The organism is Pseudoalteromonas sp. T1lg65, assembly GCF_051930985.1.
GTDB lineage: Bacteria > Pseudomonadota > Gammaproteobacteria > Enterobacterales > Alteromonadaceae > Pseudoalteromonas.
In genome coordinates this window covers 2515458-2537651 of the sequence record NZ_CP196837.1, presented here as the reverse complement: position 1 = coordinate 2537651, position 22194 = coordinate 2515458, and the positions used below count along the sequence as shown (strand labels likewise).

The 22194-nt window shown below is 42.0% G+C and carries 17 protein-coding genes and 7 tRNA genes; 21 read left to right on the top strand and 3 right to left on the bottom strand.

Features of this window, described 5'->3' with window-relative positions:
- Positions 1-21 precede the first annotated feature (21 nt).
- Entirely contained in the window at positions 22-2856 is a 2835-nt protein-coding gene (locus ACSLBF_RS11140) for a TonB-dependent receptor plug domain-containing protein (RefSeq protein ID WP_440053470.1), read from the bottom strand.
- Between the two features lie 667 nt (positions 2857-3523).
- Here ACSLBF_RS11140 and ruvC point away from each other — a divergent pair.
- From ruvC to ACSLBF_RS11045, 19 genes are all read left to right on the top strand, one after another.
- Complete coding sequence (ruvC, locus tag ACSLBF_RS11135) at positions 3524-4045, top strand: crossover junction endodeoxyribonuclease RuvC (RefSeq protein ID WP_440053469.1); 522 nt, start codon at positions 3524-3526, stop codon at positions 4043-4045.
- A 2-nt stretch (positions 4046-4047) separates the two neighbouring features.
- Positions 4048-4665, top strand: coding sequence for a Holliday junction branch migration protein RuvA (gene ruvA, locus ACSLBF_RS11130; RefSeq protein WP_440053468.1), 618 nt, complete (start codon positions 4048-4050; stop codon positions 4663-4665).
- A gap of 2 nt (positions 4666-4667) precedes the next feature.
- Complete coding sequence (ruvB, locus tag ACSLBF_RS11125) at positions 4668-5672, top strand: Holliday junction branch migration DNA helicase RuvB (RefSeq protein ID WP_440053467.1); 1005 nt, start codon at positions 4668-4670, stop codon at positions 5670-5672.
- Positions 5673-6937: 1265 nt separating this feature from the next.
- Positions 6938-7642 (top strand): protein TolQ, encoded by a 705-nt coding sequence (tolQ, locus tag ACSLBF_RS11120; RefSeq protein WP_440053466.1) that lies wholly within the window; start codon positions 6938-6940, stop codon positions 7640-7642.
- Positions 7629-8057, top strand: coding sequence for a protein TolR (gene tolR / locus ACSLBF_RS11115; protein WP_440053465.1), 429 nt, complete (start codon positions 7629-7631; stop codon positions 8055-8057). Before tolQ ends, tolR begins: the two co-directional genes overlap by 14 nt.
- Complete coding sequence (gene tolA, locus ACSLBF_RS11110) at positions 8057-8998, top strand: cell envelope integrity protein TolA (protein ID WP_440053464.1); 942 nt, start codon at positions 8057-8059, stop codon at positions 8996-8998. The genes tolR and tolA overlap by 1 nt, the downstream gene beginning before the upstream one ends.
- Before the next feature lie 9 nt (positions 8999-9007).
- Positions 9008-10366: a Tol-Pal system beta propeller repeat protein TolB gene (gene tolB, locus ACSLBF_RS11105; RefSeq protein WP_440053463.1), complete on the top strand. Its 1359-nt coding sequence runs from the start codon at positions 9008-9010 to the stop codon at positions 10364-10366.
- A gap of 40 nt (positions 10367-10406) precedes the next feature.
- Positions 10407-10940: a peptidoglycan-associated lipoprotein Pal gene (gene pal, locus ACSLBF_RS11100; protein WP_440053462.1), complete on the top strand. Its 534-nt coding sequence runs from the start codon at positions 10407-10409 to the stop codon at positions 10938-10940.
- Positions 10941-10952: 12 nt separating this feature from the next.
- Positions 10953-11702, top strand: a complete 750-nt coding sequence (gene ybgF / locus ACSLBF_RS11095) for a tol-pal system protein YbgF (protein ID WP_440053461.1) — start codon at positions 10953-10955, stop codon at positions 11700-11702.
- Positions 11703-11850: 148 nt separating this feature from the next.
- Positions 11851-11926: transfer RNA gene (locus tag ACSLBF_RS11090), tRNA-Lys, on the top strand.
- A 150-nt stretch (positions 11927-12076) separates the two neighbouring features.
- Positions 12077-12152 (top strand) — tRNA-Lys (locus ACSLBF_RS11085).
- 28 nt (positions 12153-12180) lie between these two features.
- Positions 12181-12256 (top strand) — tRNA-Lys (locus ACSLBF_RS11080).
- 29 nt (positions 12257-12285) lie between these two features.
- A tRNA-Lys gene (locus ACSLBF_RS11075) sits at positions 12286-12361 on the top strand.
- 151 nt (positions 12362-12512) lie between these two features.
- Positions 12513-12588: transfer RNA gene (locus tag ACSLBF_RS11070), tRNA-Lys, on the top strand.
- Positions 12589-12616: 28 nt separating this feature from the next.
- A tRNA-Lys gene (locus tag ACSLBF_RS11065) sits at positions 12617-12692 on the top strand.
- A 178-nt stretch (positions 12693-12870) separates the two neighbouring features.
- Positions 12871-13914 (top strand): quinolinate synthase NadA, encoded by a 1044-nt coding sequence (gene nadA, locus ACSLBF_RS11060; RefSeq protein ID WP_440053460.1) that lies wholly within the window; start codon positions 12871-12873, stop codon positions 13912-13914.
- Positions 13915-14014: 100 nt separating this feature from the next.
- Positions 14015-14105: transfer RNA gene (locus tag ACSLBF_RS11055), tRNA-Ser, on the top strand.
- Between the two features lie 278 nt (positions 14106-14383).
- Entirely contained in the window at positions 14384-16870 is a 2487-nt protein-coding gene (locus ACSLBF_RS11050) for an EF-hand domain-containing protein (protein WP_440053459.1), read from the top strand.
- 238 nt (positions 16871-17108) lie between these two features.
- Complete coding sequence (locus ACSLBF_RS11045; protein WP_440053458.1) at positions 17109-18137, top strand: Gfo/Idh/MocA family protein; 1029 nt, start codon at positions 17109-17111, stop codon at positions 18135-18137.
- A gap of 1 nt (position 18138) precedes the next feature.
- Here the strand turns inward: ACSLBF_RS11045 and ACSLBF_RS11040 are convergent, their stop codons facing one another.
- Entirely contained in the window at positions 18139-18819 is a 681-nt protein-coding gene (locus tag ACSLBF_RS11040; protein ID WP_440053457.1) for a hypothetical protein, read from the bottom strand.
- A gap of 44 nt (positions 18820-18863) precedes the next feature.
- Positions 18864-19460: a TetR/AcrR family transcriptional regulator gene (locus tag ACSLBF_RS11035; RefSeq protein WP_440053456.1), complete on the bottom strand. Its 597-nt coding sequence runs from the start codon at positions 19458-19460 to the stop codon at positions 18864-18866.
- Positions 19461-19669: 209 nt separating this feature from the next.
- On the opposite strand from ACSLBF_RS11035, the gene ACSLBF_RS11030 reads away from it, so the two are divergent.
- Positions 19670-20710, top strand: coding sequence for an alkene reductase (locus tag ACSLBF_RS11030; RefSeq protein ID WP_440053455.1), 1041 nt, complete (start codon positions 19670-19672; stop codon positions 20708-20710).
- A gap of 446 nt (positions 20711-21156) precedes the next feature.
- Positions 21157-22185 (top strand): GGDEF domain-containing protein, encoded by a 1029-nt coding sequence (locus ACSLBF_RS11025; RefSeq protein ID WP_440053454.1) that lies wholly within the window; start codon positions 21157-21159, stop codon positions 22183-22185.
- Positions 22186-22194 lie beyond the last annotated feature (9 nt).

The following is a 22194-nucleotide window of genomic DNA, read 5'->3' as shown; positions in this document are numbered from 1 at the left end:
TGCAAAGTGACTTAGATGTCCTTAGAAATCTACGCTAAAGCTTGCGAACAGGCGACGACCAATTGTGTCGTATGTACCTGGTGCTGTATTAGCGTTAAAGCCGCTGTGATAGCGAGGTGCTTCTTCATCAAGCAAGTTTGAAACACCAAGGCTGAATCGAGCTGCTTTCAAGTTATAGCTAAAACTAATATCATGATAAAGCACAGAGTCTGCAATATTATCATCGGTTGTTTCTGCTGGTCTCAAGCCATCAATGGTTTCGTCAATATAACGCAAGTCATAGTTAACGTCCCAATCATCTGCAGACAATCGGAAAGATGTGGTGAACTTCAGTTCTGGGTATACTTCAAATGGATATGCTTTACCTACGCGATCTAGCTCAAAGCCAAGTTCTACCCATTTCTCCAAGCGTTCAATGTTATATGTACCGCTTAAACGAACGCCGAACTTATTAGCGAAATCAACAGATAAATCAGTGCTATAGTCTAGTTCAAAGTCAATACCAGAAACATCTAACTCACCGACGTTACCGAAAGAGTATGTTGCATTAGCAGGAAGCTGTCCGGCTAGAGGCTTACCATCTTTAAATGCAGAACAGGTCGATGCAGAATAGTTCGCAGAGTCCATACAACTATTGAATAAAAATTGATATGGAGTTTCACCAATCAAATCTTCAATTTCGATGCTCCAGTAATCAACACTAAATACTAGATTGTCTTCCATTGGCACGGTATAAACAAAACCGAGCGTTGTTGTCACCGACTCTTCAGGGTCTAATTTCTCTGGTGCTTTAGTTGTGTACTGAGGCTGCCATGCGAAACCCAATTTACCTGTAAAGCCGTCAGTTTCACAGTTTGTTCGTTGATTAGCAGTTAAATCTGTACGAAGGTCTGCAAATGAACAAATAAAGTCAACAGTTGGGAAATCTGTAGAATCACTTTGGTTCATTTCTGTGATATTTGGCGCTCTAAAGCCCGTAGAATAGCCACCACGTACTTTTAGTCCATCCAACGGTCGCCAGTCAAGCGAGATTTTAAAGTTAGTTGAGTCGAACTCTTGGCCCTTGTTGTTTTCGTAATCTGAGTAACGAACCGCGGCTTCAATAGAAAGCTTTTCATGAAGTGGTAAATACGTTTCTACGTAGAACTCATCTACTTGGAAGTGACCTTTTTGTGGATCACTTGCACCACCGGTAGTTAGGCCAGCCGCTGAGAATTCATCAGGAATAAACTCGCCTTTTTCTTTACGGTTTTCAAAACCAGCAGCCCAACCAACATAACCACCACCAAAGTCAACTTCTACTTCACCTGATAAGGTAGCGATAAAATGTCTTAGTTCTCCAAAAGAAAAGTCTTTCAAAGAACTTGCTGACAAGTATGTCATTTGTTCTGGAGTAATTGTTCCGAAGTCTGCAAATGGATTAAGAACGCCAGCAGCAGCACAATCATTATCGGCTAGACATAGCTCTTCATTTACGGCAGTCTGCCAGCGGTCAAAGCGATGGTAGAACTTTGTATTATCTAATTGCTCGTTATAACCATGAGTAAATGATACATCAAAGAAAAGACTATCTGTAATTTCGCCATCAATACCCGCAAGAATACGGTAGGTGTTTGCCTTTTGGGTGAAGATACGGCCACCAGACTCTGTAAATCGGCGGTTAATATGGATACCTTTTAGCGGATCTGTCTGAGCTTCTTCTAGAGAACCAGCTGAGAAGTCTACACCATACGGGTTTCTTGAAGCATCTCCGAATGGGTTATTGCTGTTATCCCATAGCCATTGACCATCACCCGTACCAAATGATGCATCTGGCGCTAAGCGTTGTAATGATTCACGTTGAGTATAGAAAGCATCGACATATGCATTCATAGTATCAGATACTTGATAGCGGCCATTAAGTGCAATTTGGAAGCGATCATTCGGTGTGATCAGTGCATTTACAGGGGCGTAGTTATAAGCATCTGTTGCTGCCTTAAATGGTCTCACTTCACCTGTAGCTGAATCTACTATCCAGTTTGCCTCTTTAGGGCCGCCTTTTGCTACGACCTCTGCGATTTGCTCGTCGGTTAAACGAATGGTACGTGAATTTGAACTACCACTTGCAACAGGTTTAAAACCTGTAATGTTGCCGTCAGCATCTTTGATAGGGTCTGGCCAAAGTGCATCGTGTGCCCAATCACGGTCACCCTGTTTCAACTCTTTTTGTGAGTTGTATTCGATACCTACTGTGATTGAACCTTTATCGCTAGCAGTACCCATCATGATAGAAAGGGTTTTTTGCTCTGCATCCCAATCTTCAGTACCGGCGCCATAGCTTGCACCAACGCGCACGCCTTCAAAATCGTTATAAAGAACGATATTGATTACACCTGCAATCGCGTCAGTACCATAGATAGTTGATGCACCATCTTTTAATACATCGATACGTTTAACCATTGATAGTGGTACTTGGTTTAAGTCCACCGCGCCATCGTCGTTTACGTCGCCGATTGATCGCTTGCCGTTAATTAGTACTAGTGTACGGTTGAAATCTAGACCGCGAAGGTCAATTTTTTTCGCACCGTCGTTACCGTTGTTGGTTGTCGCACCAAGCTGAAAACCAGAAGTTGCAGGAATGAACTTTAAGAATTCATCAACACTGGTAACACCTGAATTAGCAATATCTGATGCGTCAAAGCTAGCGATCGGACTAGCTGATTCGAACTCGGCTCTTTGGATACGAGAACCGGTAACTTCGATACGTTCAACTTTAGCTTCATCTTCTGCGAGTGCAGCCTGAGATACAAACCCTGAAGATAGAACGGTAAAGGCGAGCGCACCCTTAACCGCGTGTGATAACTTGTTAGGCTTCATTGATTTTCCTTAGATTTTCTTTCTGTTTTTATTTGTTCAACTTTGAGCTGGAAACGCGCCTTTTGAGACGAATTTACAGATTCCAGCGGTGGTTGCTCACCTACAATAAACAACAATCTACAAATATACAACTTCATATACACACTTGGGTGTGGTTTTTGAGCTCAAAAAACAACCTTGTTTTTTAAAGTGAGAGGGTCTAGTTTTAATTTTTATTAGCGATTTATCGTATGAATACGACTTGGATTGGTTGTAAGTGTTTGTTTTGTTTTGTTTTTATTTTTTTATTTTATAGGTTGGTAGTGTGTTTAATATAGGGAAAAATATAGATTAAAATTAACTATTCCAATGTCTCGTTGATATAGCATTTTTTAATTTATTACCGCTCGCGCATTATTGTAATTTTTGTTCCTCAAATGTTTACAATGTATAAGTTGTTAACCGTGTGGCGTGTTTTGGAAGTCGACAAGCCTATTTTGATTTCGATGAGAGGTGATCGATTACACTGACCTAGAGATGTTTTGCGGCAGGCTTTACGCCACATATTTTATTATTTTCAGTCGAGTTTAGTATTAACCCGATGAGTCCTTTCAACGAATACGTAATCTAACTGGTAATTCATACAGTGTTTTGGCATTATACTCAAAAACCAATAAGGGTATTGTGCGTGGCTGTTATTCTTGGTATCGACCCCGGTTCTCGTTTTACGGGCTATGGTGTTATTGCCCATCAAGGTGCTAAGTTTAGTTACTTGGGCAGCGGCTGTATTAAAGTCGGTGAGCATGATTTTCCTACGCGTTTAAAGATGATCTACCAAGGTATTACTCAGCTGATTGAACAATTTTCTCCCAGTGATTTTGCAATTGAGCAAGTTTTTATGGCCCATAATCCGGACTCAGCACTTAAGCTCGGGCAGGCCAGAGGTGCAGCAATTGTCGCGGCAACTATGCAATCCTTAGCGGTGAGTGAATATTCAGCGCGACAGATTAAGCAAGCTGTGGTCGGCACTGGTGGAGCGGACAAAACGCAAGTGCAAGAAATGGTGAAGCGGCTATTGAAACTTCCCGGTACGCCTCAAGCTGATGCTGCTGATGCGTTGGCTGTGGCAATTTGTCATGCTCACTCGCAACAAAATTTAATTAGAATGTCTGGCGCCGCACGCAAGACGGTAAGAGGAAGATTAAGATAGTTATGATAGGTAGATTACAAGGCATATTATTAGAAAAGCAACCGCCAGAAGTGGTCATTGACGTTAATGGTGTAGGGTATGAAGTACAGATGCCAATGACATGTTTTTACGACCTTCCTAATGTGGGTGAAAACGTAAGTGTGTTTACCCATTTTGTTGTTCGTGAAGATGCGCAATTGTTGTTTGGATTTAATAGCAAAGTTGCTCGAGCTTTGTTTCGTGAATTGATTAAAGCTAATGGTGTAGGACCTAAATTAGCGCTGGCTATTCTATCCGGTATGTCTGCCGAGCAATTTGTGAGTTGTGTGAACAGCAACGACGCGACAACACTAGTTAAAATACCAGGAGTTGGTAAGAAAACAGCAGAACGACTTGTGCTGGAAATGAAAGACAAACTAAAAGACTTTGGTCACGATCTACTGACACCATTTAGCGATAGTGCTGTGATATCACCTCAAGAAGATCCTACAATATCTGATACACCAGTGGATGAAGCCATCGCAGCATTAGTAGCGCTTGGGTATAAATTGCCTCAAGCGCAAAAGTCGGTTAAGTCGGTAGGTAAGCCCGGTATGAATACAGAAAGCATCATTAAAGATGCACTTAAATCGATGATGTAAGCATGATAGAAGCAGACAGACTGATAGAACCTGAAGTTCAGGGCAATGAAGAAAGCGTTGATAGAGCTATAAGACCAAAGTTATTAGCTGACTACACGGGTCAACCTCATGTCAAAAAGCAAATGGAGATCTTTATTGAAGCTGCACGCAGTCGCGGTGAAGCTCTTGACCATCTGCTTATTTTTGGTCCCCCAGGTTTAGGCAAAACAACGCTTGCCAACATTGTTGCTAATGAGTTGGCAGTAAACATTAAAACCACGTCAGGTCCAGTACTTGAAAAAGCGGGTGACTTAGCCGCATTGCTAACTAACCTAGAGCAAGGTGATGTGCTTTTTATTGATGAGATCCATCGCCTTAGTCCTCAAGTGGAAGAAATCCTGTATCCAGCTATGGAAGATTATCAACTCGATATCATGATTGGAGAAGGTCCCGCTGCTCGTTCTATCAAGTTAGATTTACCGGCATTTACTTTGGTCGGTGCAACAACAAGGGCTGGCTCTTTGACTTCACCACTACGAGACCGATTTGGTATTGTACAACGGTTAGAATTTTACTCTGAGGCCGACTTGTCAAAGATTGTTATTCGCTCAGCTCGTCATATGAGTCTAGAAATAACCGAACAAGGTGCAAGTGAGGTCGCTAGACGCTCCCGAGGTACGCCTAGAATTGCCAACCGTTTACTGCGCCGAGTTAGGGATTTTGCAGAAGTGAAAGGCGATGGATCAATTTGTGAAGATATCGCCAAAGCGGCGCTCGATATGATAGATGTAGATAAGCGTGGTTTTGATTATATGGATCGCAAGTATTTATTAGCGATCATCGAAAAATTTACCGGAGGTCCTGTCGGGCTGGATAATCTCGCCGCAGCTATCGGTGAAGAAAAAGAAACCATTGAAGATGTGATAGAGCCCTATTTAATTCAACAAGGTTTCATCCAAAGAACACCAAGGGGACGTATTGTCTCTGAACAGGCTTATTTACACTTCGACCTTAACAGGTCTGAATAAGCAGCCTCCGTTCTCACATTTTTCAGCAGCGCAAGGAAGCACTGAGAAATCCCCAAACTTGGGATAATGCCCAATTATCCTTTTGTGCACTTTCTTTGCCGTTTCCACTTGTAATGGCCAGCTACGACAGTACGTAAAAGTCTTGATATTGATTGATACTATTATTGATGGAAGATGAGGAGTCATTGAAAATAGTTCTTTCAAAGCCTTTATTTAAACTTGAGGTTAAATCGAACTTCACGTCTTATTCATCTAACTGCGCGTAACTTGTAGCTTTAAGATTGGGTAGTTATACCGATCCGCAATAACACTTAATCATTTTGAAAGATTAAACCTGACGATAGCTGCGTTAAAAATTTCTCATTTAGAACAACTAAATAACGAAATTTTTGCCTTGCCTGCATGGATGTAGGTACCTTAGCGGTAGCAGGACGCGAGAGCGGAACTATCGACAAGGTTTTCTTGCTTGAAAATAGACCACTTAGTTAAGCGGGTTGGTATTAATCAAGCTAATTGGTAGAAATTCAGGATAAAAAAAAGCCCGCAAAAAATGCGGGCAAAACAACAAGTTGAAGGAAGTAATCCAGGGAACAGATAAATAAACTCTGGTTTTATCCAGAATGTCTTCATCTTATGCAATACGAAAAATCAGAATCCTATTGCAAGTAACTGTGCTGTTGCTGTGATTGCAGCTGCTTGCTCAGTACAGGGTGTATATTAAAGAGGTTATGAAAACTAATCAAACTAGAAAAATTCTTTTTTCAAATAAAAAAAACTAATTTGAAAAGTTTTTGCGTGTTCATTTTATAGTCATGAAGGTGCGTTTGATTTTGTGTAAATTATTGTTATAAAAGAGTTTGTTTGTTTTCTGTTCGAATTGTAAATATTAGATAATTTGTTGTTAATTGGTCTTACCAATGTGGTTTTTGTGTATTTATTCTTTAAAAGTGCATAAAGCTCTTATTTTATGCACTTTTTGATCATATTTAGGGTTTGATATTAAAAGCGAATAGTTACTCAGTTACACCGCTGAGGTGACATCTTATAATGGCCAGTAAATTACCGTTTTAGGCGACATTTTTAGCCTTTTTGTACTATTTGTCGCCATTTATGACTAATTCACGGTATTGAGATTGTCAGGTATTTTTTGTGTGGTTAAACTAGCGGAACCTTTTTGTGTCAGACCAGTCAATCTAATCACGCTTTACTAAGCGTTAAACACTATAAGGCCGCAGTGCGGAAATGCCATTAGGAGTATAATAAAAGTGGAATCAGGACTTAATTTTGTAGATTTAATTTTAAAAGCGAGTTTTTTAGTTCAACTCGTAATGCTAACGTTAGTTGGCTTGTCCATCGCATCTTGGGCAATTATTTTTCAAAGAAAAACGATCATTTCCACTGCAAAATCACAAGCGAAAAAGTTCGAGCAAAAGTTCTGGTCTGGAATGGACTTGAGTAAATTATATAATGAAGTGAATGCTCGAGGCGCAGCCCCCGAAGGACTTGAGTCTCTATTTGTTTCAGGGTTCAAAGAATTTGCCAAACATCAAAAAGGCCAAATTCAATCACCATCGTTAGTTGTAGAAGGCACCCACCGCTCTATGCGCGTTGCATTATCTCGCGAACTTGAAAAGCTTGAATCTAGTTTATCTTTCCTTGCGACAGTTGGCTCTATTAGCCCCTATATAGGTCTATTTGGTACAGTTTGGGGGATCATGAATGCATTTATTGCGTTGGGTGAAGTGAAGCAAGCGACATTGCAAATGGTTGCTCCGGGTATCGCTGAAGCGCTTATTGCAACAGCGATGGGCCTTTTCGCGGCAATCCCCGCTGTCATGGCATATAATCGCTTCGCAAAAAATGTTGAAAAACTAGAGTCTCAATATATTAACTTTATGGAAGAGTTCTCTAATATTTTATACCGCCAAGCTGTAGCTCAAGTAGAGGTGAAGCAAAATGTATCAGCGTAAGAAGCGTCGTCCGGTTGCTGAAATCAACGTCGTTCCTTATATCGATGTCATGTTGGTGTTGCTGATCATCTTTATGGCTACGGCGCCGCTTATTCAACACGGTGTAAAAGTGGATTTACCACAAATGGAAGAATCTGAATTGGTGGAAACCAAAGATGCTCCGCCAATTATCGCCTCCATTGATTCAGAGGGACGCTATTTTGTAAGTGTTGGCACAGATCCAGAAGCGCCGATGGACGCGGTTGAAGTCGCAGCAGTGATTAAATTAAAACTGCAACAAAATCCAGACACCCCGGTGATGATCAAAGGGTCAGGTAGAGTGTCTTATCAAGAAGTTCTGTATTTAATGGACTTTTTGAAAAAGGCAGGTGTTCCATCTGTGGGGCTGATGACCAAGTCAGTTGAGGATGAATAATGGACTCGTTGTCAGCAAGTATCACTAAATCGGTTCTTTTACATTTTGCGATTGGCGGTCTACTGCTAGCCACGGCTAATTTTCATATTGATTCACCAGATGTCATGGAAGTAATGCTTAATCCTGAGGTTAATGACAATGAACCAGAGAAAGTGGTCAGTGCCATCTCGGTTGATCAACAGGCTGTTGAAAATAAAATCAAACAGTTAAAACAGCAAGAGGATGCTAAACGTGCCGCAGAAGAGCAGCGTATTCGTGATTTAGAGCGTCGCGCACAGCAGGCACGAAAGGACCGTGAGGCCGAAGCGAGAAGGATTAAGAAATTAGAGCAACAGCGTCAAGCAACACTCGAAGAAAAGCGTAAAGCAGAAGCACAGGCTAAGCGCGCTAAGCAAATAGAACAAAAGCAAAGAGAACAGGCTGATAAAGCGCGAGCTGAGAAGTTAGCCGCTGAAAAAGCAGCAAAAGCCGCTGCTGATAAACGCAAAGCGGAAGAAGACAGACTTAAAAAGGCTGAAGCAGAGCGTAAACGTCGTGAGGCGGAAGAAAAACGTAAAGCACAAGCAGCAGAAGAAGCCAGACAAAAAGCCTTGGAAGAGCAAATGTTGCGTGAGCAACTTGCTAAAGAGCAAGCCGCTCGTGCAAAAATTCGTCATCAGCAAGTACTAAGTGAAGTCGATAAATATAAAGCACTTATCATGCAACGGATTCAATCAAATCTGCTTATTGATGAATCAATGAAAGGCAAACAATGTCGTTTGAATATTCGCCTTGCGTTTAATGGCCTGGTAACTAACGTTGAGTCGTTAGGGGGCGATCGTTTGGTTTGTGAAGCCGCGATTCGTGCCGTTAAGATGACCGACACATTACCCGTCTCAAAAGATAAAGATGTCTTTGAGCAGCTGAAGAATATTAACTTAACAATTAAACCAAATTTATAAAGGAAGAGCATGATAAAGAAGTTAACTACCTTACTAATGGTTCTTACCTTGGGCATGTCACAATTTGCACAAGCTGCGCTTGAGATTGTGATCACTGAAGGCGTTGATAGCGCAAGGCCGATTGCCATTGTGCCATTTAAATATAATGGTACTGGTGAAATGCCTTCTGGCCTAGCTGATGTTATCTCAGCAGATTTGATGCGCAGTGGAAAGTTTAAACCAATCGCGGAGTCTGACATGCCGCAACTTCCGACGACAGATTCGGAAGTTGATTACGCCGCTTGGGTTGAGGCCGGAGTAGAGGCTGTAGTCGTTGGTACAGTCACCCAGCAGTCAGCAGGCCGTTACTTGGTTAAGTACGAGCTGATCGATGTTATCCGAGCTCAGATCACTGGTGGAGAAACACGGATCATGTCGAATGGTCGCTTAATGCAAAGTGATGACCATATTCTAGAGGGTAGACAAAGTGTTATTACTAGCAGCGGATTTAGAAATTACGCACATCAGATAAGCGACGTGGTTTACGAAGAGTTAACCGGTGAAAAAGGGGCATTTAGGACGAAAATAGCGTATGTCATTGTTCGTGAAGAGCAGGATAAGCCTTATCAGCTCGTGGTCGCTGATTACGATGGTTTTAACGAACAGGTTTTGTTGCGTTCAAAAGAGCCGTTAATGTCACCAGCTTGGTCTCCTGATGGCAATAAACTCGCATACGTTACGTTTGAAAATCGCCAGTCGCAAATTTATATTCAAGATATTTATACAGGTAAACGAGAGTTATTAACCAGTTACCCTGGTATCAATGGTGCACCGCAGTTTTCACCCGATGGTACTAAGATGTTAGTCGTACTTTCTAAAGACAGCGGTGGAGCCACTGAAGTCTATTTGATCGACTTACAAACCAAGTCTGAAAGACGTTTAACACGTCACCGTAGTATAGATACTGAGCCATCTTGGCACCCTAATGGGCAAGAAATTGTTTATACATCGGAAAGGGGTGGTAATGCTCAGATATATAAGTTAAATTTAAAAACAGGACGGTCTAAACGGATCACGTTCGATGGAGATATGAACCTTGCGGCTTCTATAACACCAGATGGAAAACGTTTAATAATGGTGAATCGAACTTTGGGCCGTTACCATATTGCGAAAAAAGAATTAGATTCAGGGCTGTTTCAGGTGTTAACTCGCACAAGACTTGATGAGTCCCCGAGTATCGCACCAAATGGTTCAATGATCATTTACAGCACCTTGCACAATAATAAGCAGGTATTGGCTCTGGTGTCTATGGACGGTCGTTTTAAGGCAAGGTTGCCTGTCTTGGATGGCCAAGTTAAGGCACCAGCCTGGTCGCCGTTTTTACAGTAATTTTGCTGGTTAGATTTATAAAGATATAGGAATATACTCGATGCAACTTAACAAAACTCTCAAAGCCTTATTGGTCGCTTTGCCAGTGATGACACTAGCAGCTTGTAGCTCTTCTTCTAGTGTTGATGAAGGTGCGGCTAACGAAAGCAATCAAGCGGCAACCACACAAGACAGCGGTGTTGATGTGAACACAATGACTCGCGAGAAGTCTGCCGAAGAAAAACTACGTGAAAAATATGAAGCGCTACGTCAAGAGCAAATCGTATACTTTGACTTTGATAAATCAACAATTCAAAGCCAGTACACTGAGTTGCTTCAAGCGCACGCAGATTTCTTGGTTAAGAACCCAAGTGTTAAAGTATTAATCGAAGGTCACGCCGATGAGCGTGGTACTCCAGAGTACAACATCGCACTGGGTGAAAGCCGTGGTAAAGCAGTCGCTAAATATTTACAGAGCCTAGGCGTATCTGATAGTCAGATTTCAGTAGTAAGTTACGGTGAAGAGAAGCCAATGGTTAAGTCTCGTACGGAAGAAGCATTCGCTAAAAACCGTCGTGCGGTACTTGTATATTAAGAAAGAGTTATTATGAAGCCGAATACTATTTTGGCAGCTTTCTTTTTGGTGAGCGGGAGCGCCCAAGTCTGGGCTGCTCCCGCTCCTGTTTCAGAAGCTGCAAACTCAACACAAACAATTGAACAGCGAATTTCTCAGCTGGAAAGTATGATGAAAACGCGCAACCTACTTCAAGCTGAACTGCAACAGCAGCTCAATATGCTGCAAGAAGAAGTGAGCCAAGTTCGTGGCGTAACAGAAGAGCAAAGTTACAAGCTTGAGAAAGTATTACAACGTCAGCGTGAACTGTATCAAGAAATTGAAAACCGAGTTAGTGCTGTATATGAACAGTCTAAAACATCTGCTGTGGTGCCTGATGTTACAGCTGAACAAGCGTTCAGCAGCAATCTGTCAGAAAATGAAGCCTATGATAGAACAGTGGCCATGATCATCGAAGACAAACGATATGATGCCGCGATTCCAGAATTTCAAAGCTTCCTGAAAAACTTTCCACAATCGGTGTATGTACCTAATGCTCATTATTGGTTAGGGCAATTGCATCTTATCAAATCGCAAGACGATATTGCCAAGTCACACTTTAAAACCGTGGTTGAACAGTTTAATGAGTCAAACAAGCGACCAGAAGCTATGCTTAAGTTAGGAGTCATTTTGCATAAGCAAGGGCAAATTGATGCGGGTAAAGCATTGTTGAATGAATTGATTAAAGAATACCCAAGTACGACACCTGCAAAGTTAGCAACGGAACGATTAGCGAAGATGTAAGGTGTTGTTTTAACCGAAGTGACTTATTTTTAGTCGGTTAGACACAAAAAATGAAAAAAACTAACTAATTCAGTTGCACTCAAAAATTAAATAAGTATTATAAGCGCCCGCAGCAGGCGATTGGTAACAAACACTGTTGCGGTAAAGTGGGTCATTAGCTCAGTTGGTAGAGCAGTGGACTTTTAATCCATTGGTCGATGGTTCGAGTCCATCATGACCCACCACTTTAAAACTTAAGAATATAGTTGAGCGGGTCATTAGCTCAGTTGGGTGAAAAAAGACCGAAGCATTGCTTCGCAGCTTTTTGAACGCGAGTCAGGAAGACGAGTCGGAATCCAGCTTCAGGATGAATAATGGCACTTTCAATTCAGAGCGGGTCATTAGCTCAGTTGGTAGAGCAGTGGACTTTTAATCCATTGGTCGATGGTTCAAGTCCATCATGACCCACCATTTTAAGTTTTAAGATACGTATTCGAGCGGGTCATTAGCTCAGTTGGTAGAGCAGTGGACTTTTAATCCATTGGTCGATGGTTCAAGTCCATCATGACCCACCATTTTTAATTTATAAGATACGTATTCGAGCGGGTCATTAGCTCAGTTGGTAGAGCAGTGGACTTTTAATCCATTGGTCGATGGTTCAAGTCCATCATGACCCACCATTTTAAGTTTTAAGGTATGTATTCGAGCGGGTCATTAGCTCAGTTGGGTGAATAAAGACCGAAGCATTGCTTCGCAGCTTTTTGAACGCGAGTCAGGAAGACGAGCCGGAATCCAGCTTCAGGATGAATAATGGCACTTTCAATTCAGAGCGGGTCATTAGCTCAGTTGGTAGAGCAGTGGACTTTTAATCCATTGGTCGATGGTTCAAGTCCATCATGACCCACCATTTTAAGTTTTAAGATACGTATTCGAGCGGGTCATTAGCTCAGTTGGTAGAGCAGTGGACTTTTAATCCATTGGTCGATGGTTCAAGTCCATCATGACCCACCATTTATCTTCCCAAACGACTTTTTATCACCTTTGCAAATCGCACTGAACCCCCATCTTTAATTTGAATTTCATAAATCTTTCTAACGTCTGTCATTAAAGCGCTCACAAGTGCTAGGATTACGAGCGTGAATTTCGTATAATTCTGCCCAATTATGCAATGTGGACTAGTGGTCAAGAAATGAGTCTAGCTGAACAAATCATGCCGGAAGATTATATTTTCCCGCCTAAGCCAGCCAAGCTGTCAGATGAGCAAAAGCTGGAGTACAAAAATCGTATTAAAGCTTTATTAAAAGAGAAGAATGCGGTTTTAGTCGCCCATTACTATACCGATCCTGAAATACAAGCACTGGCTGAAGAAACCGGTGGCTGTGTTGCCGACTCATTAGAAATGGCGCGTTTTGGTGCTAATCAAGTTGATAAAGACGTGATCATCGTAGCAGGTGTACGTTTTATGGGCGAAACGGCAAAAATACTTACCCCAAATAAAACCGTCGTGATGCCGACGTTAGAGGCAACTTGTTCATTGGACGTAGGTTGTCCAATTGAAGAATTTTCCGCATTTTGTGATCAACACCCTGATCGTAAAGTGGTGGTGTATGCAAACACCTCTACGGCTGTAAAGGCGAGAGCCGATTGGATTGTAACCTCATCATGCGCACTTGAGATTGTTGAACACCTTGATGAACAAGGTGAGAAAATCATCTGGGGTCCAGATAAGCACTTAGGTTCTTATATTCAGAAGAAAACAGGTGCAGATATGATCATGTGGAATGGCGCCTGTATCGTACATGATGAGTTTAAAACTAAAGCGCTTAAAGATATGAAAGCGCTACATCCTGATGCGGCAGTACTGGTGCACCCAGAATCCCCAGCCGAAATTGTCGACTTAGCCGATGCCGTTGGCTCAACCAGTCAATTAATCAAAGCCGCACAAGTAATGGAAAACAAAAAGTTTATCGTCGCGACGGACCGAGGTATTTTTTACAAAATGCAGCAGCTATGCCCTGAAAAAGAGTTTTTTGAAGCACCGACTGCTGGCGAAGGCGCAACTTGTCGAAGCTGTGCACACTGTCCTTGGATGGCAATGAACGGCCTACAAGCCATTGAGGAAGCGTTGTTAGACCCACAAGGTAAAGAAGTGTTTGTTGATATGGAACTGCGGGAGGGCGCGTTACGCTCGCTAAATCGTATGTTGGACTTTTCTGCTTCTTTACAACGTTAACCTAAGTGTATTGCACGGAATCTATACAAACGGTTAGATAAATCAAAAAACTGCTTGATAAAAGGCGAGGCTTTTCTTAGTATTAGCCCCGCTTTAGTGCGGAGAGATGGCTGAGTGGCTTAAGGCGCACGACTGGAACTCGTGTATACGTTTATAGCGTATCGAGGGTTCGACTCCCTCTCTCTCCGCCATCCTTTTCTTAGCTCATTACATCCCTTTTATTTGCCGTTTTCTTTTCAAGCCTTTAATGACACACACTGAATCTCAATGTTTTTATTTGTCTATCAACAGAATCTCTTAATACGGAGTTCCACCTACTATCGTTTCTAACTTACCTCTACTGCTGCAATCGAAAGACACTAGAAATAAAATAAAAACATATTATTTACAATGCATTATCTTATCCCTTAAAATCTGCGCGGGTAATATCACCCTGTAGTCAACTCTATATCACCGTTAAAGGAATATTATGACAACCGCGACAGAGCAGATCATTCAAAGTCTCACTCAAAACTTTCAACAAGCACTAGCCACATCTGATTTAAACCGAGATGGTACTATCGACCGCAACGAATTAATTCAAGTCTTAACCAGAGCCGCAACGCCTTGGCAAGTGGCTCAGAATATGACCAACGAAATCTTTAATCGACTGGACAGAAACCGTGATGGAAGGTTATCTACTGATGATATTTCTGGTCAGGTAAACCAAATGGCGCAACAGCCACAAGCCAATATGTCACAAGCTGCACAGCAAGTGATAAATGGTATGCAACAAAATTTCCAGCAGTCTTTAAATAATGCTGACAGTAATCGTGATGGCACGATAGATCGCAACGAGTTGGTTCAGGCCTTAATGCGAGCTTCCACACCATGGCAAGTTGCCAATAACATTGCGAATGAGGTTTTTCTTAAGTTAGACAAAAACCGTGATGGTCGGTTATCGGTTCAAGATGTGTCACAGCAGATCCCAAATATGGGCCATCATGTCAGTCCTAGCAATCCAGCTGTAGAGCAAATCATCGCGGGTTTTAGACAAAACTTCCAGCAAACGCTGCAAACTGCAGATTTGAATAGAGATGGCACGTTGGATTTTAACGAGCTAGTCAATGCTCTGGTTAGAACGAATGCACCTTACAATGTTGCACAAACTATGGCGCGAGAGGTGTTCCAAAAATTAGATACTAACCATGATGGTAGGATTGCCGCCCATGAAGTGACGCAGCAGATTAACAACTCTACTACTTTGGACTACCACCTTAGGACCAAATTAGAACAAATGATCCAGAGTTTAACTGCCAACTTTTACAATACACTGAACCAATCGGATTTGAACAGAGATAGCACTCTGGATAGAAATGAAGTGATCCAGTTACTTGTTAGGTCGAATGTTCCATGGAATTCTGCTCATGAGATGGCTGATGAGTTCTTTCTGCGGCTAGATAAAAATCGAGATGGGCGTATTTCTGTTCAGGATGTTGCTAATCAGGTCCCACAAAGTGGTCATCACGGGATCACACCTAACATGACCTATGCTCAGGTTTATCAGATGTTTTTGACTAATTTTGAGCAAGCGATACAGGTCGCGGATATCAACCAAGATGGGTTGGTAGATCAGAATGAGTTAACCAATGTTTTGGTCAGAACGAACGCGCCGTATCAAACAGCGCAACGTCTGTCAGCGTTTTTATTTCAACAGCTAGATCATAACCGCGACGGTCGTTTATCTATTCATGATATTAGACCTAATGCACCTTCCTATATTCATCATAAAAGCAATCTACCACTCGGAAGAAATCTGTCAAAAATTGGTCAGGGCAGTCACCGCGCGCTTTACATTCCATACGCATATGCTGGAAACAGTGATCTAGGTGGCAAGGATGGCTGGTTTGATGTATACGCCAATTCGACTGAAAAATGGATTGAAGTTTTACATGAAGGTGGCGGTGATGATCATCGAGTAGATGATACTTGGGGTGGTTATCGCTTTATCGCTTTTATGTTTAAGGCCTGCTACCCAGATCTTTCTTCAGTAGATGAAACCAAGTTTCGTTTGTCTATGCCATTTGACGCACCAACAGAAGAGGAGGCTATCAATCTATTAGAGGCAATGCTAATGGGCAATAGCAGCAGCCCTATTGATTTACCAGATTACAACAATGAGCAATCGTACTTAGTTGAATACTATATGGTTCCTTTGCTGTCCAAGTTTACGCTGACTTACGGACGACAGACTTTACTGCGGATCATGCAAAAGCATGGGAATACCTTTGACAGGGCGGTGGTCGATAATTTCACCAAGTGCGCTGCGGAGTTTAAAGGAGTGTATAAAGAGGGAGCGACAAGCGGCTTAAACTACCAACTAGCACAGTGGACTGATCCTGTGATGGCAATTATTAGCGCTGGGTTCTTGTTGGTTATGGAAGGCATGATGGACGTGGTAAGACTGCAACGATCAGACGGTTTCGCGTTAGCTAAAATTCGAAATGGGGCTAAAACGTTAAGAGCATGTTTGGACGGCATCACTAAGAGCACGACGGCCATCGATATTCTACTTACAGCTTTAGAAGTTGCAGCTATCACTGTTATTACTATTGCTGCAGTTGCAGCTTCCGGAGGAACCGCAGTTGCTGGAATGGCAGCAGCAATGGTTGCTGGAGTTGGTGCTGGAGGCTTGGCCGTGACGAAACTACTTGTTTATAAGCTAGTCACAACAGATAACTCCGCTGAGATCAAAAATATGGAACGCGACATGAAGGATATCATGGAAAAAGTACTCAACATGTTTAGAGGAAGTGAAAGCAATACTGCATATCTAAACGATCCGGAAATGAGAAACTTTATTACGCCAGCTATCCGTAGCCGCATCGATGCAGCAGTGGCAAGTGGGCAAACATTAAATGGGTCATTGAGCCAAGACATCATCAGTGCTTTCCATTGGGGAATAGACTACCGCTAAATTAGCCAGTGGCGAAATAACGAAACCGTTATTTCGCCCTATCCAGACTTAATCATCCTCTGCTAACAATCAGGTTAACTTTGCCTTCATACGTACCACCAGTGATACACTTCAGTTTGATAAATCAACTTAAAATACGTTTATTTTTTCACAGGTTAGATGATTTCTTTTCATGTGATTTTGCTTAATAAAATAGGTACATTGTTGTCATAGAGGTTAACTACATGGCAGTAAGCGTATGACACATTCGACAGAGCGTGAAATCAGAAAAGTAAGATGGGGAATTGCAGGTCTTGGTAGTATTGCACATCGTTTCGCTAGCGACTTAACCTGTCATGCGTCCAACGCAAGTCTGTCGGCGGTGGCGGCCAGAGATCTGTCACGCGCAAAACACTTTGCCGATACCTACCACTGTGGACGCTATTACGACTCATATTTAGCCTTGGCGCAAGACCCAAATGTTGAGGCAGTTTACATCGCGACAATCCACCCATTCCATCGCCCAATGGTTGCGCTATTTTTAAATCACAATAAGCATGTTTTGGTTGAAAAGCCCGCGTTTACCAATCTTGCTGATTGGCAACAAATGTATAGCTTAGCCAAAAGAAAAGGGCTGTTATTAATTGAAGCGATGAAAACCGCCGCTTTTCCGGCCTATCAAAGCATGCTTAACTTTATCAAAGAGCAGCAAATAGAAGTGACTTCAATCACGGCTGCGTTTGGCAGTGTTAATGAATTTGACCGTACAAAGCCACTCTTTAACCCTAATTTAAATGGGGGGGCAACTTTGGATGTCGGTGTCTACCCGATCTGGCTATATGCGGATCTTTGTCGAGTGACTAATAACAAGATTGGTGACTTTACTGCGTTGATAGAAGCAGACAATTCAGAAACAGAAGTTGACGAAAATATCACCTTGGAATTTTCGGGGTCGCTGCGTGCCCAGTTGTCTGCATCTATCACTCGGGAATTACCGAAACAGGCTAAATTACTTGGCCCAGACTTGGAAATAACGATTTATGGCAAGTGGTGGAGCCCCACCAAAATAGATATCTCCTATTTAGGCGAGCATTACGACATAGAACATAAAGGCAGAGGAGGCGGGTTTGAATATGAAATTGAGCATGTTTCCTCCCTTATTATCAATAGGAATACTCACTCAGAAATAATGAACTCAGATGTCAGCGCTGCGGTTATCCATTTAATGGAAACTTTGTTGGTCAAACATGGTTTTCAACGACTGCTTTATAGTGATCTAGACGACTGATTTAGAAACGAAAAACATCCTGAAATCGCTCGCCTTGATTTAGCTTTTCAAGTCCAGAATATAAATCACCAGTTGGCATTGTGCTTACTGCTGCAAGGGAGGCTTGGTAATATTTAATGTTGGTACTTGGAAACTCATACAAGAAGAATATCTTTTTAACTTCAGCAATGTCGTGCTCGGTTACGTCAAAGTTTTCAGGTAAAAATGGGGCACGATGATCCACTTTGATTGCCGTGCCTTCGATAAACCAAGCTGGCAGTTCAGTGAGCTCTACCCAGAAACTGGTTCTGTTACGAACTTCAGCATGTACCAGCTCATGGGCTATGACATCGGTATTTATTCCTTTAGGTCCGAGAAAAATACACTCTCTGAAAAAGCCAGTGTTTTGCATACCCGTTGGGTTTAGCCCAAGGGTAGAAAATTGCTGATTTTTAGTGACGATGAAACGAGCTGCCACTTCAGGCTGTCCATATACTTCGGTAACACGTCGCTTCGCTTCATCTAACGAACGTGTTAGGGTGAGTTTGTCGTTCCAAGATAAAGAGTCATCAATAAACACATCAGGAGCTAACTGTTCAAAATGTGTCAGTGGAATAACTTCGCAAGCCAGCGCTTCTTTTTTAAAGTATAAAAAGCAAGTCAATAATAACGCCGAGGTGATGAATAATGTGAGCTTTAGCATTATTGGATCCTCCGACATTTGTTCACAGGGCTAAGTGATAATGTTTAATCTACAGGGTATTCTGTTAATACGCACTGACTGACGCGTTGCGTTAATGCACGCAGTTTGGTTTCCGAATTGTCTGTTGCTGCGTAGGTGCGAATACCATAAACACTCATTGCAAAAAACTGCGCTCTTGCATTCGCCTCCATGTCACTGATGGTCAATTGATCAGGCCACTGTTTAATAAACAGCTCGGCAAACATGGCTTCAAATTGACGCAAATTATTATTCAATATAGCTTGCAGCTCGGGATCTTGTCCGTCAATTTCTGCCAGAGTTTTGGTCAATAAACAAATTTTAGAGCTGTTTTGGCATAGACATTCTGCGATTAAGTCGTCCCAAAACGCTTCAATGGCTGAGTGTAAACTAGGACAGTTATTGAGAAGTTGTTGGTAATGGTTAAGCCTGTCAGTCTGATATTGTTCAATTGCAGCTAGCAATAACCCGCGTTTGTTTTTAAACGCACAGTAGATTGAGCCAGGGTGCAAACCGGTTGCTTCGGTTAGCTTTGCCATGCTTGTTTTGTTGTAACCGTATGTCACAAAGACGTTTATGGTTTTGCGTAAAACGGCTTCTCTATCAAACTCGGCTACTCTCATCGTGTTCATTTCCTCTTATCACAACTTTGATAATACCAAGCACAGTGCATTCATACCATCATCAATGTTGTGATCAACGAGGAATTTCTTCAGCTTTGGATAGCAACAACACGGCATGAATAAAAAAAGTTATAAATAATTGCATTTAGTTCTTGAATACTCATTCAAGAATCCATATCTTGAATGAGTATTCAAAAATGGAGAAAGACATGACCGATATTTTATTAGAGCCATATGCGCTCAATGACACACTGACGTTAAAAAACCGTATTCTCATGGCACCTTTGACGCGTTGTATGGCTGATGACCAACTGGTCCCTACCGATGCGATGGTTGAGTATTATGCTAAGCGTGCCGAGGCGGGATTAATCATTAGTGAAGCGACGATTATCAGACCTGATGCGCAAGGTTACCCAAATACTCCAGGGCTATTCACCGCGCAACAAATTGCCGGGTGGAAAAAGGTCACTCAAGCCGTGCACAACAACGGTGGAAAAATATTTGCACAGCTTTGGCACGTAGGCAGAGTAGCACATCCCCATTTTTTTGATGGAGAAGTATTAGCACCTTCAGCAATTGGTATAGAAGGATCAGTACCAAGAATGCGAGAGCTGACTTATCAGGTGCCAAAAGCTGCGACGCAAGAAGACATTAAGCAACTAGTTGCGGATTACGCAAAAGCTGCCGAAAACGCGATTGAAGCGGGCTTTGATGGCGTTGAAATTCATGGTGCCAATGGCTATTTGATTGATCAATTTTTACATTACAGTGCTAACCAAAGAACAGATGAATACGGACAAACTCCAGAAAATATGAGTCGTTTTGCACTCGAAGTTGTTGATGCTACTGTCAACCGCATTGGTGCGGACAGAGTCGGGCTTAGATTATCTCCTGGTGCCTACTTTAATATGGAAGGCGACAGTCGTGATCGGAACGTTTTTGATTATTTGCTTAAGGCACTTGAACAACGCGATTTGGCTTATCTGCATGTGGGCATTTTTGATGACAGTATGACTTTTGATTATCTAGATGGTCATGCATCGGATTATATACGCAAACATTATCAAGGTCACTTGGTTGGAGTTGGTAGTTATACGGCGCAGACTGGCGCAGAGGCGATTGCCCAAGATAGGTTTGATTTATTGGCTATCGGCAGACCATTTATCGCGAACCCTGACTATGTGAGCAAAATAAAGCAAAACCAAGCTGTGACGGAATATGATGAAGCCATGCTTGCAACCTTAGACTAGTCTCTATCAAAGCCTTTCGTATCTTGCCGGAAGGCTTACGAGAGCGTGTTGATCTTTGCTGTTTGGTTTTTGTTCTCCTTAGTGGATTTTGAGCGTGGCGCTTGACTTGCCGCCTAGTCATCTAAACAAAAGTTGAGCAGCAATGCACAAAGCGTATCGAGGTGAACCCGAAGGGCAGCGCTTGATTGGCATTTCTATTACGTAATCGCCTGACTTACATAGAATCACTATGCTACAAAGGCTCTGCCTTGTATAAATGCCAATCAAACTGCTGCAAAAACAAACTTGAAAGATCATTACTCAACAGCTGCGTAATTTGGCATTTTGAGGGTTATTGACTAACTTTTAAAAGTGCTTGAAAGTGAAATGTGGTTATTTTTAACTTTGCTGGATGTAAGCACTTTTTCGATTCTATTGCCCACATATCAGGTAGAGTAATAAGGCCAATGCAAGAAGAACTGCTGAATTCCGTCGTAAAGATCACAAAAACCCGTGATATCGATTCGCTAGAATATAGCCTTGCATCTACTATCCACGAATTTATTCATTGCCAAAAAATTGCTGTTTATAAAGACTTGCAGATCCCAGATAAGTTGGTTGTCGAAAGAAGTGTTGCGCTTGAAGAAGTTTCAGACAAAGAGTTTGAATGGTACGAACGCAGTATTATTTCGGAGCCAGATAACGAACTGATATCTTGTTTACAATCCGCTTGTACCATTACCGTTCAATCTGTTGATGGAATAGAGCGGCGCTGGGTGCCGATCAGTATCCAAGAAAGACCTGTCGCAGCAATCGCTATTGTCAGCAAGCAAATGTCTAGTGGTGATCAAGTGTTACTCAATGCATTTTGTAGAATATTCGAGAACTATCTGACTATTCTTCATGAAAATGAGCGAGACAAGCTGACAGGTTTATTAAACAGACATACTTTTGACCGACGGCTTAAGCAGCTGATAGAAAGGCAAGTAGTAAAAAAACATAAATCCGTTCGTTCAGCAGATGTACGCAAGCTTCATAATGATGCAACCTCTTGGCTTGCAGTCATTGATATCGACCACTTTAAGCAAGTAAACGATAAATATGGCCATGTATGTGGGGACGAAGTGTTGCTGCTATTGGCACAGCAAATGAAAAAGTTTTTCCGTTCCAATGATTTGGTTTTTCGTTATGGTGGTGAAGAGTTTGTATTAGTTTTTGAACCCACCCATTTTGACGCGATGAATAATCGCATGAAAGAATTTATGGAGTTACTTAAAAATACCAAGTTTCCTTTCGTGAATAACCTCACGGTTAGTATTGGGATGGCGAGAATTAGTCCTTATGATTTTCCTATTACCGTGATAGAAAAAGCAGACAAGGCGCTTTACTTCGCTAAAGAGCATGGTAGAAATCAAGTTCGCTTTTATGAACAATTACTCGCCGATGGTGAAATTATTGAACCCGATGTAGAAGATTCTGACATCGATCTATTTTAGGGTGATAGC

What these genes read in the sequence shown, in the direction of transcription:
- ACSLBF_RS11045 (WP_440053458.1), top strand. Translation starts at nt 17,109, where the DNA reads ATGACACATTCGACAGAGCGTGAAATCAGAAAAGTAAGATGGGGAATT.
- ACSLBF_RS11050 (WP_440053459.1), top strand. Translation starts at nt 14,384, where the DNA reads ATGACAACCGCGACAGAGCAGATCATTCAAAGTCTCACTCAAAACTTT.
- ACSLBF_RS11035 (WP_440053456.1), bottom strand. Translation starts at nt 19,460, where the DNA reads ATGAGAGTAGCCGAGTTTGATAGAGAAGCCGTTTTACGCAAAACCATA.
- ACSLBF_RS11030 (WP_440053455.1), top strand. Translation starts at nt 19,670, where the DNA reads ATGACCGATATTTTATTAGAGCCATATGCGCTCAATGACACACTGACG.
- ruvB (WP_440053467.1), top strand. Translation starts at nt 4,668, where the DNA reads ATGATAGAAGCAGACAGACTGATAGAACCTGAAGTTCAGGGCAATGAA.
- ruvA (WP_440053468.1), top strand. Translation starts at nt 4,048, where the DNA reads ATGATAGGTAGATTACAAGGCATATTATTAGAAAAGCAACCGCCAGAA.
- ACSLBF_RS11140 (WP_440053470.1), bottom strand. Translation starts at nt 2,856, where the DNA reads ATGAAGCCTAACAAGTTATCACACGCGGTTAAGGGTGCGCTCGCCTTT.
- pal (WP_440053462.1), top strand. Translation starts at nt 10,407, where the DNA reads ATGCAACTTAACAAAACTCTCAAAGCCTTATTGGTCGCTTTGCCAGTG.
- ACSLBF_RS11025 (WP_440053454.1), top strand. Translation starts at nt 21,157, where the DNA reads ATGCAAGAAGAACTGCTGAATTCCGTCGTAAAGATCACAAAAACCCGT.
- ybgF (WP_440053461.1), top strand. Translation starts at nt 10,953, where the DNA reads ATGAAGCCGAATACTATTTTGGCAGCTTTCTTTTTGGTGAGCGGGAGC.
- tolA (WP_440053464.1), top strand. Translation starts at nt 8,057, where the DNA reads ATGGACTCGTTGTCAGCAAGTATCACTAAATCGGTTCTTTTACATTTT.
- ACSLBF_RS11040 (WP_440053457.1), bottom strand. Translation starts at nt 18,819, where the DNA reads ATGCTAAAGCTCACATTATTCATCACCTCGGCGTTATTATTGACTTGC.
- nadA (WP_440053460.1), top strand. Translation starts at nt 12,871, where the DNA reads ATGAGTCTAGCTGAACAAATCATGCCGGAAGATTATATTTTCCCGCCT.
- tolB (WP_440053463.1), top strand. Translation starts at nt 9,008, where the DNA reads ATGATAAAGAAGTTAACTACCTTACTAATGGTTCTTACCTTGGGCATG.
- tolR (WP_440053465.1), top strand. Translation starts at nt 7,629, where the DNA reads ATGTATCAGCGTAAGAAGCGTCGTCCGGTTGCTGAAATCAACGTCGTT.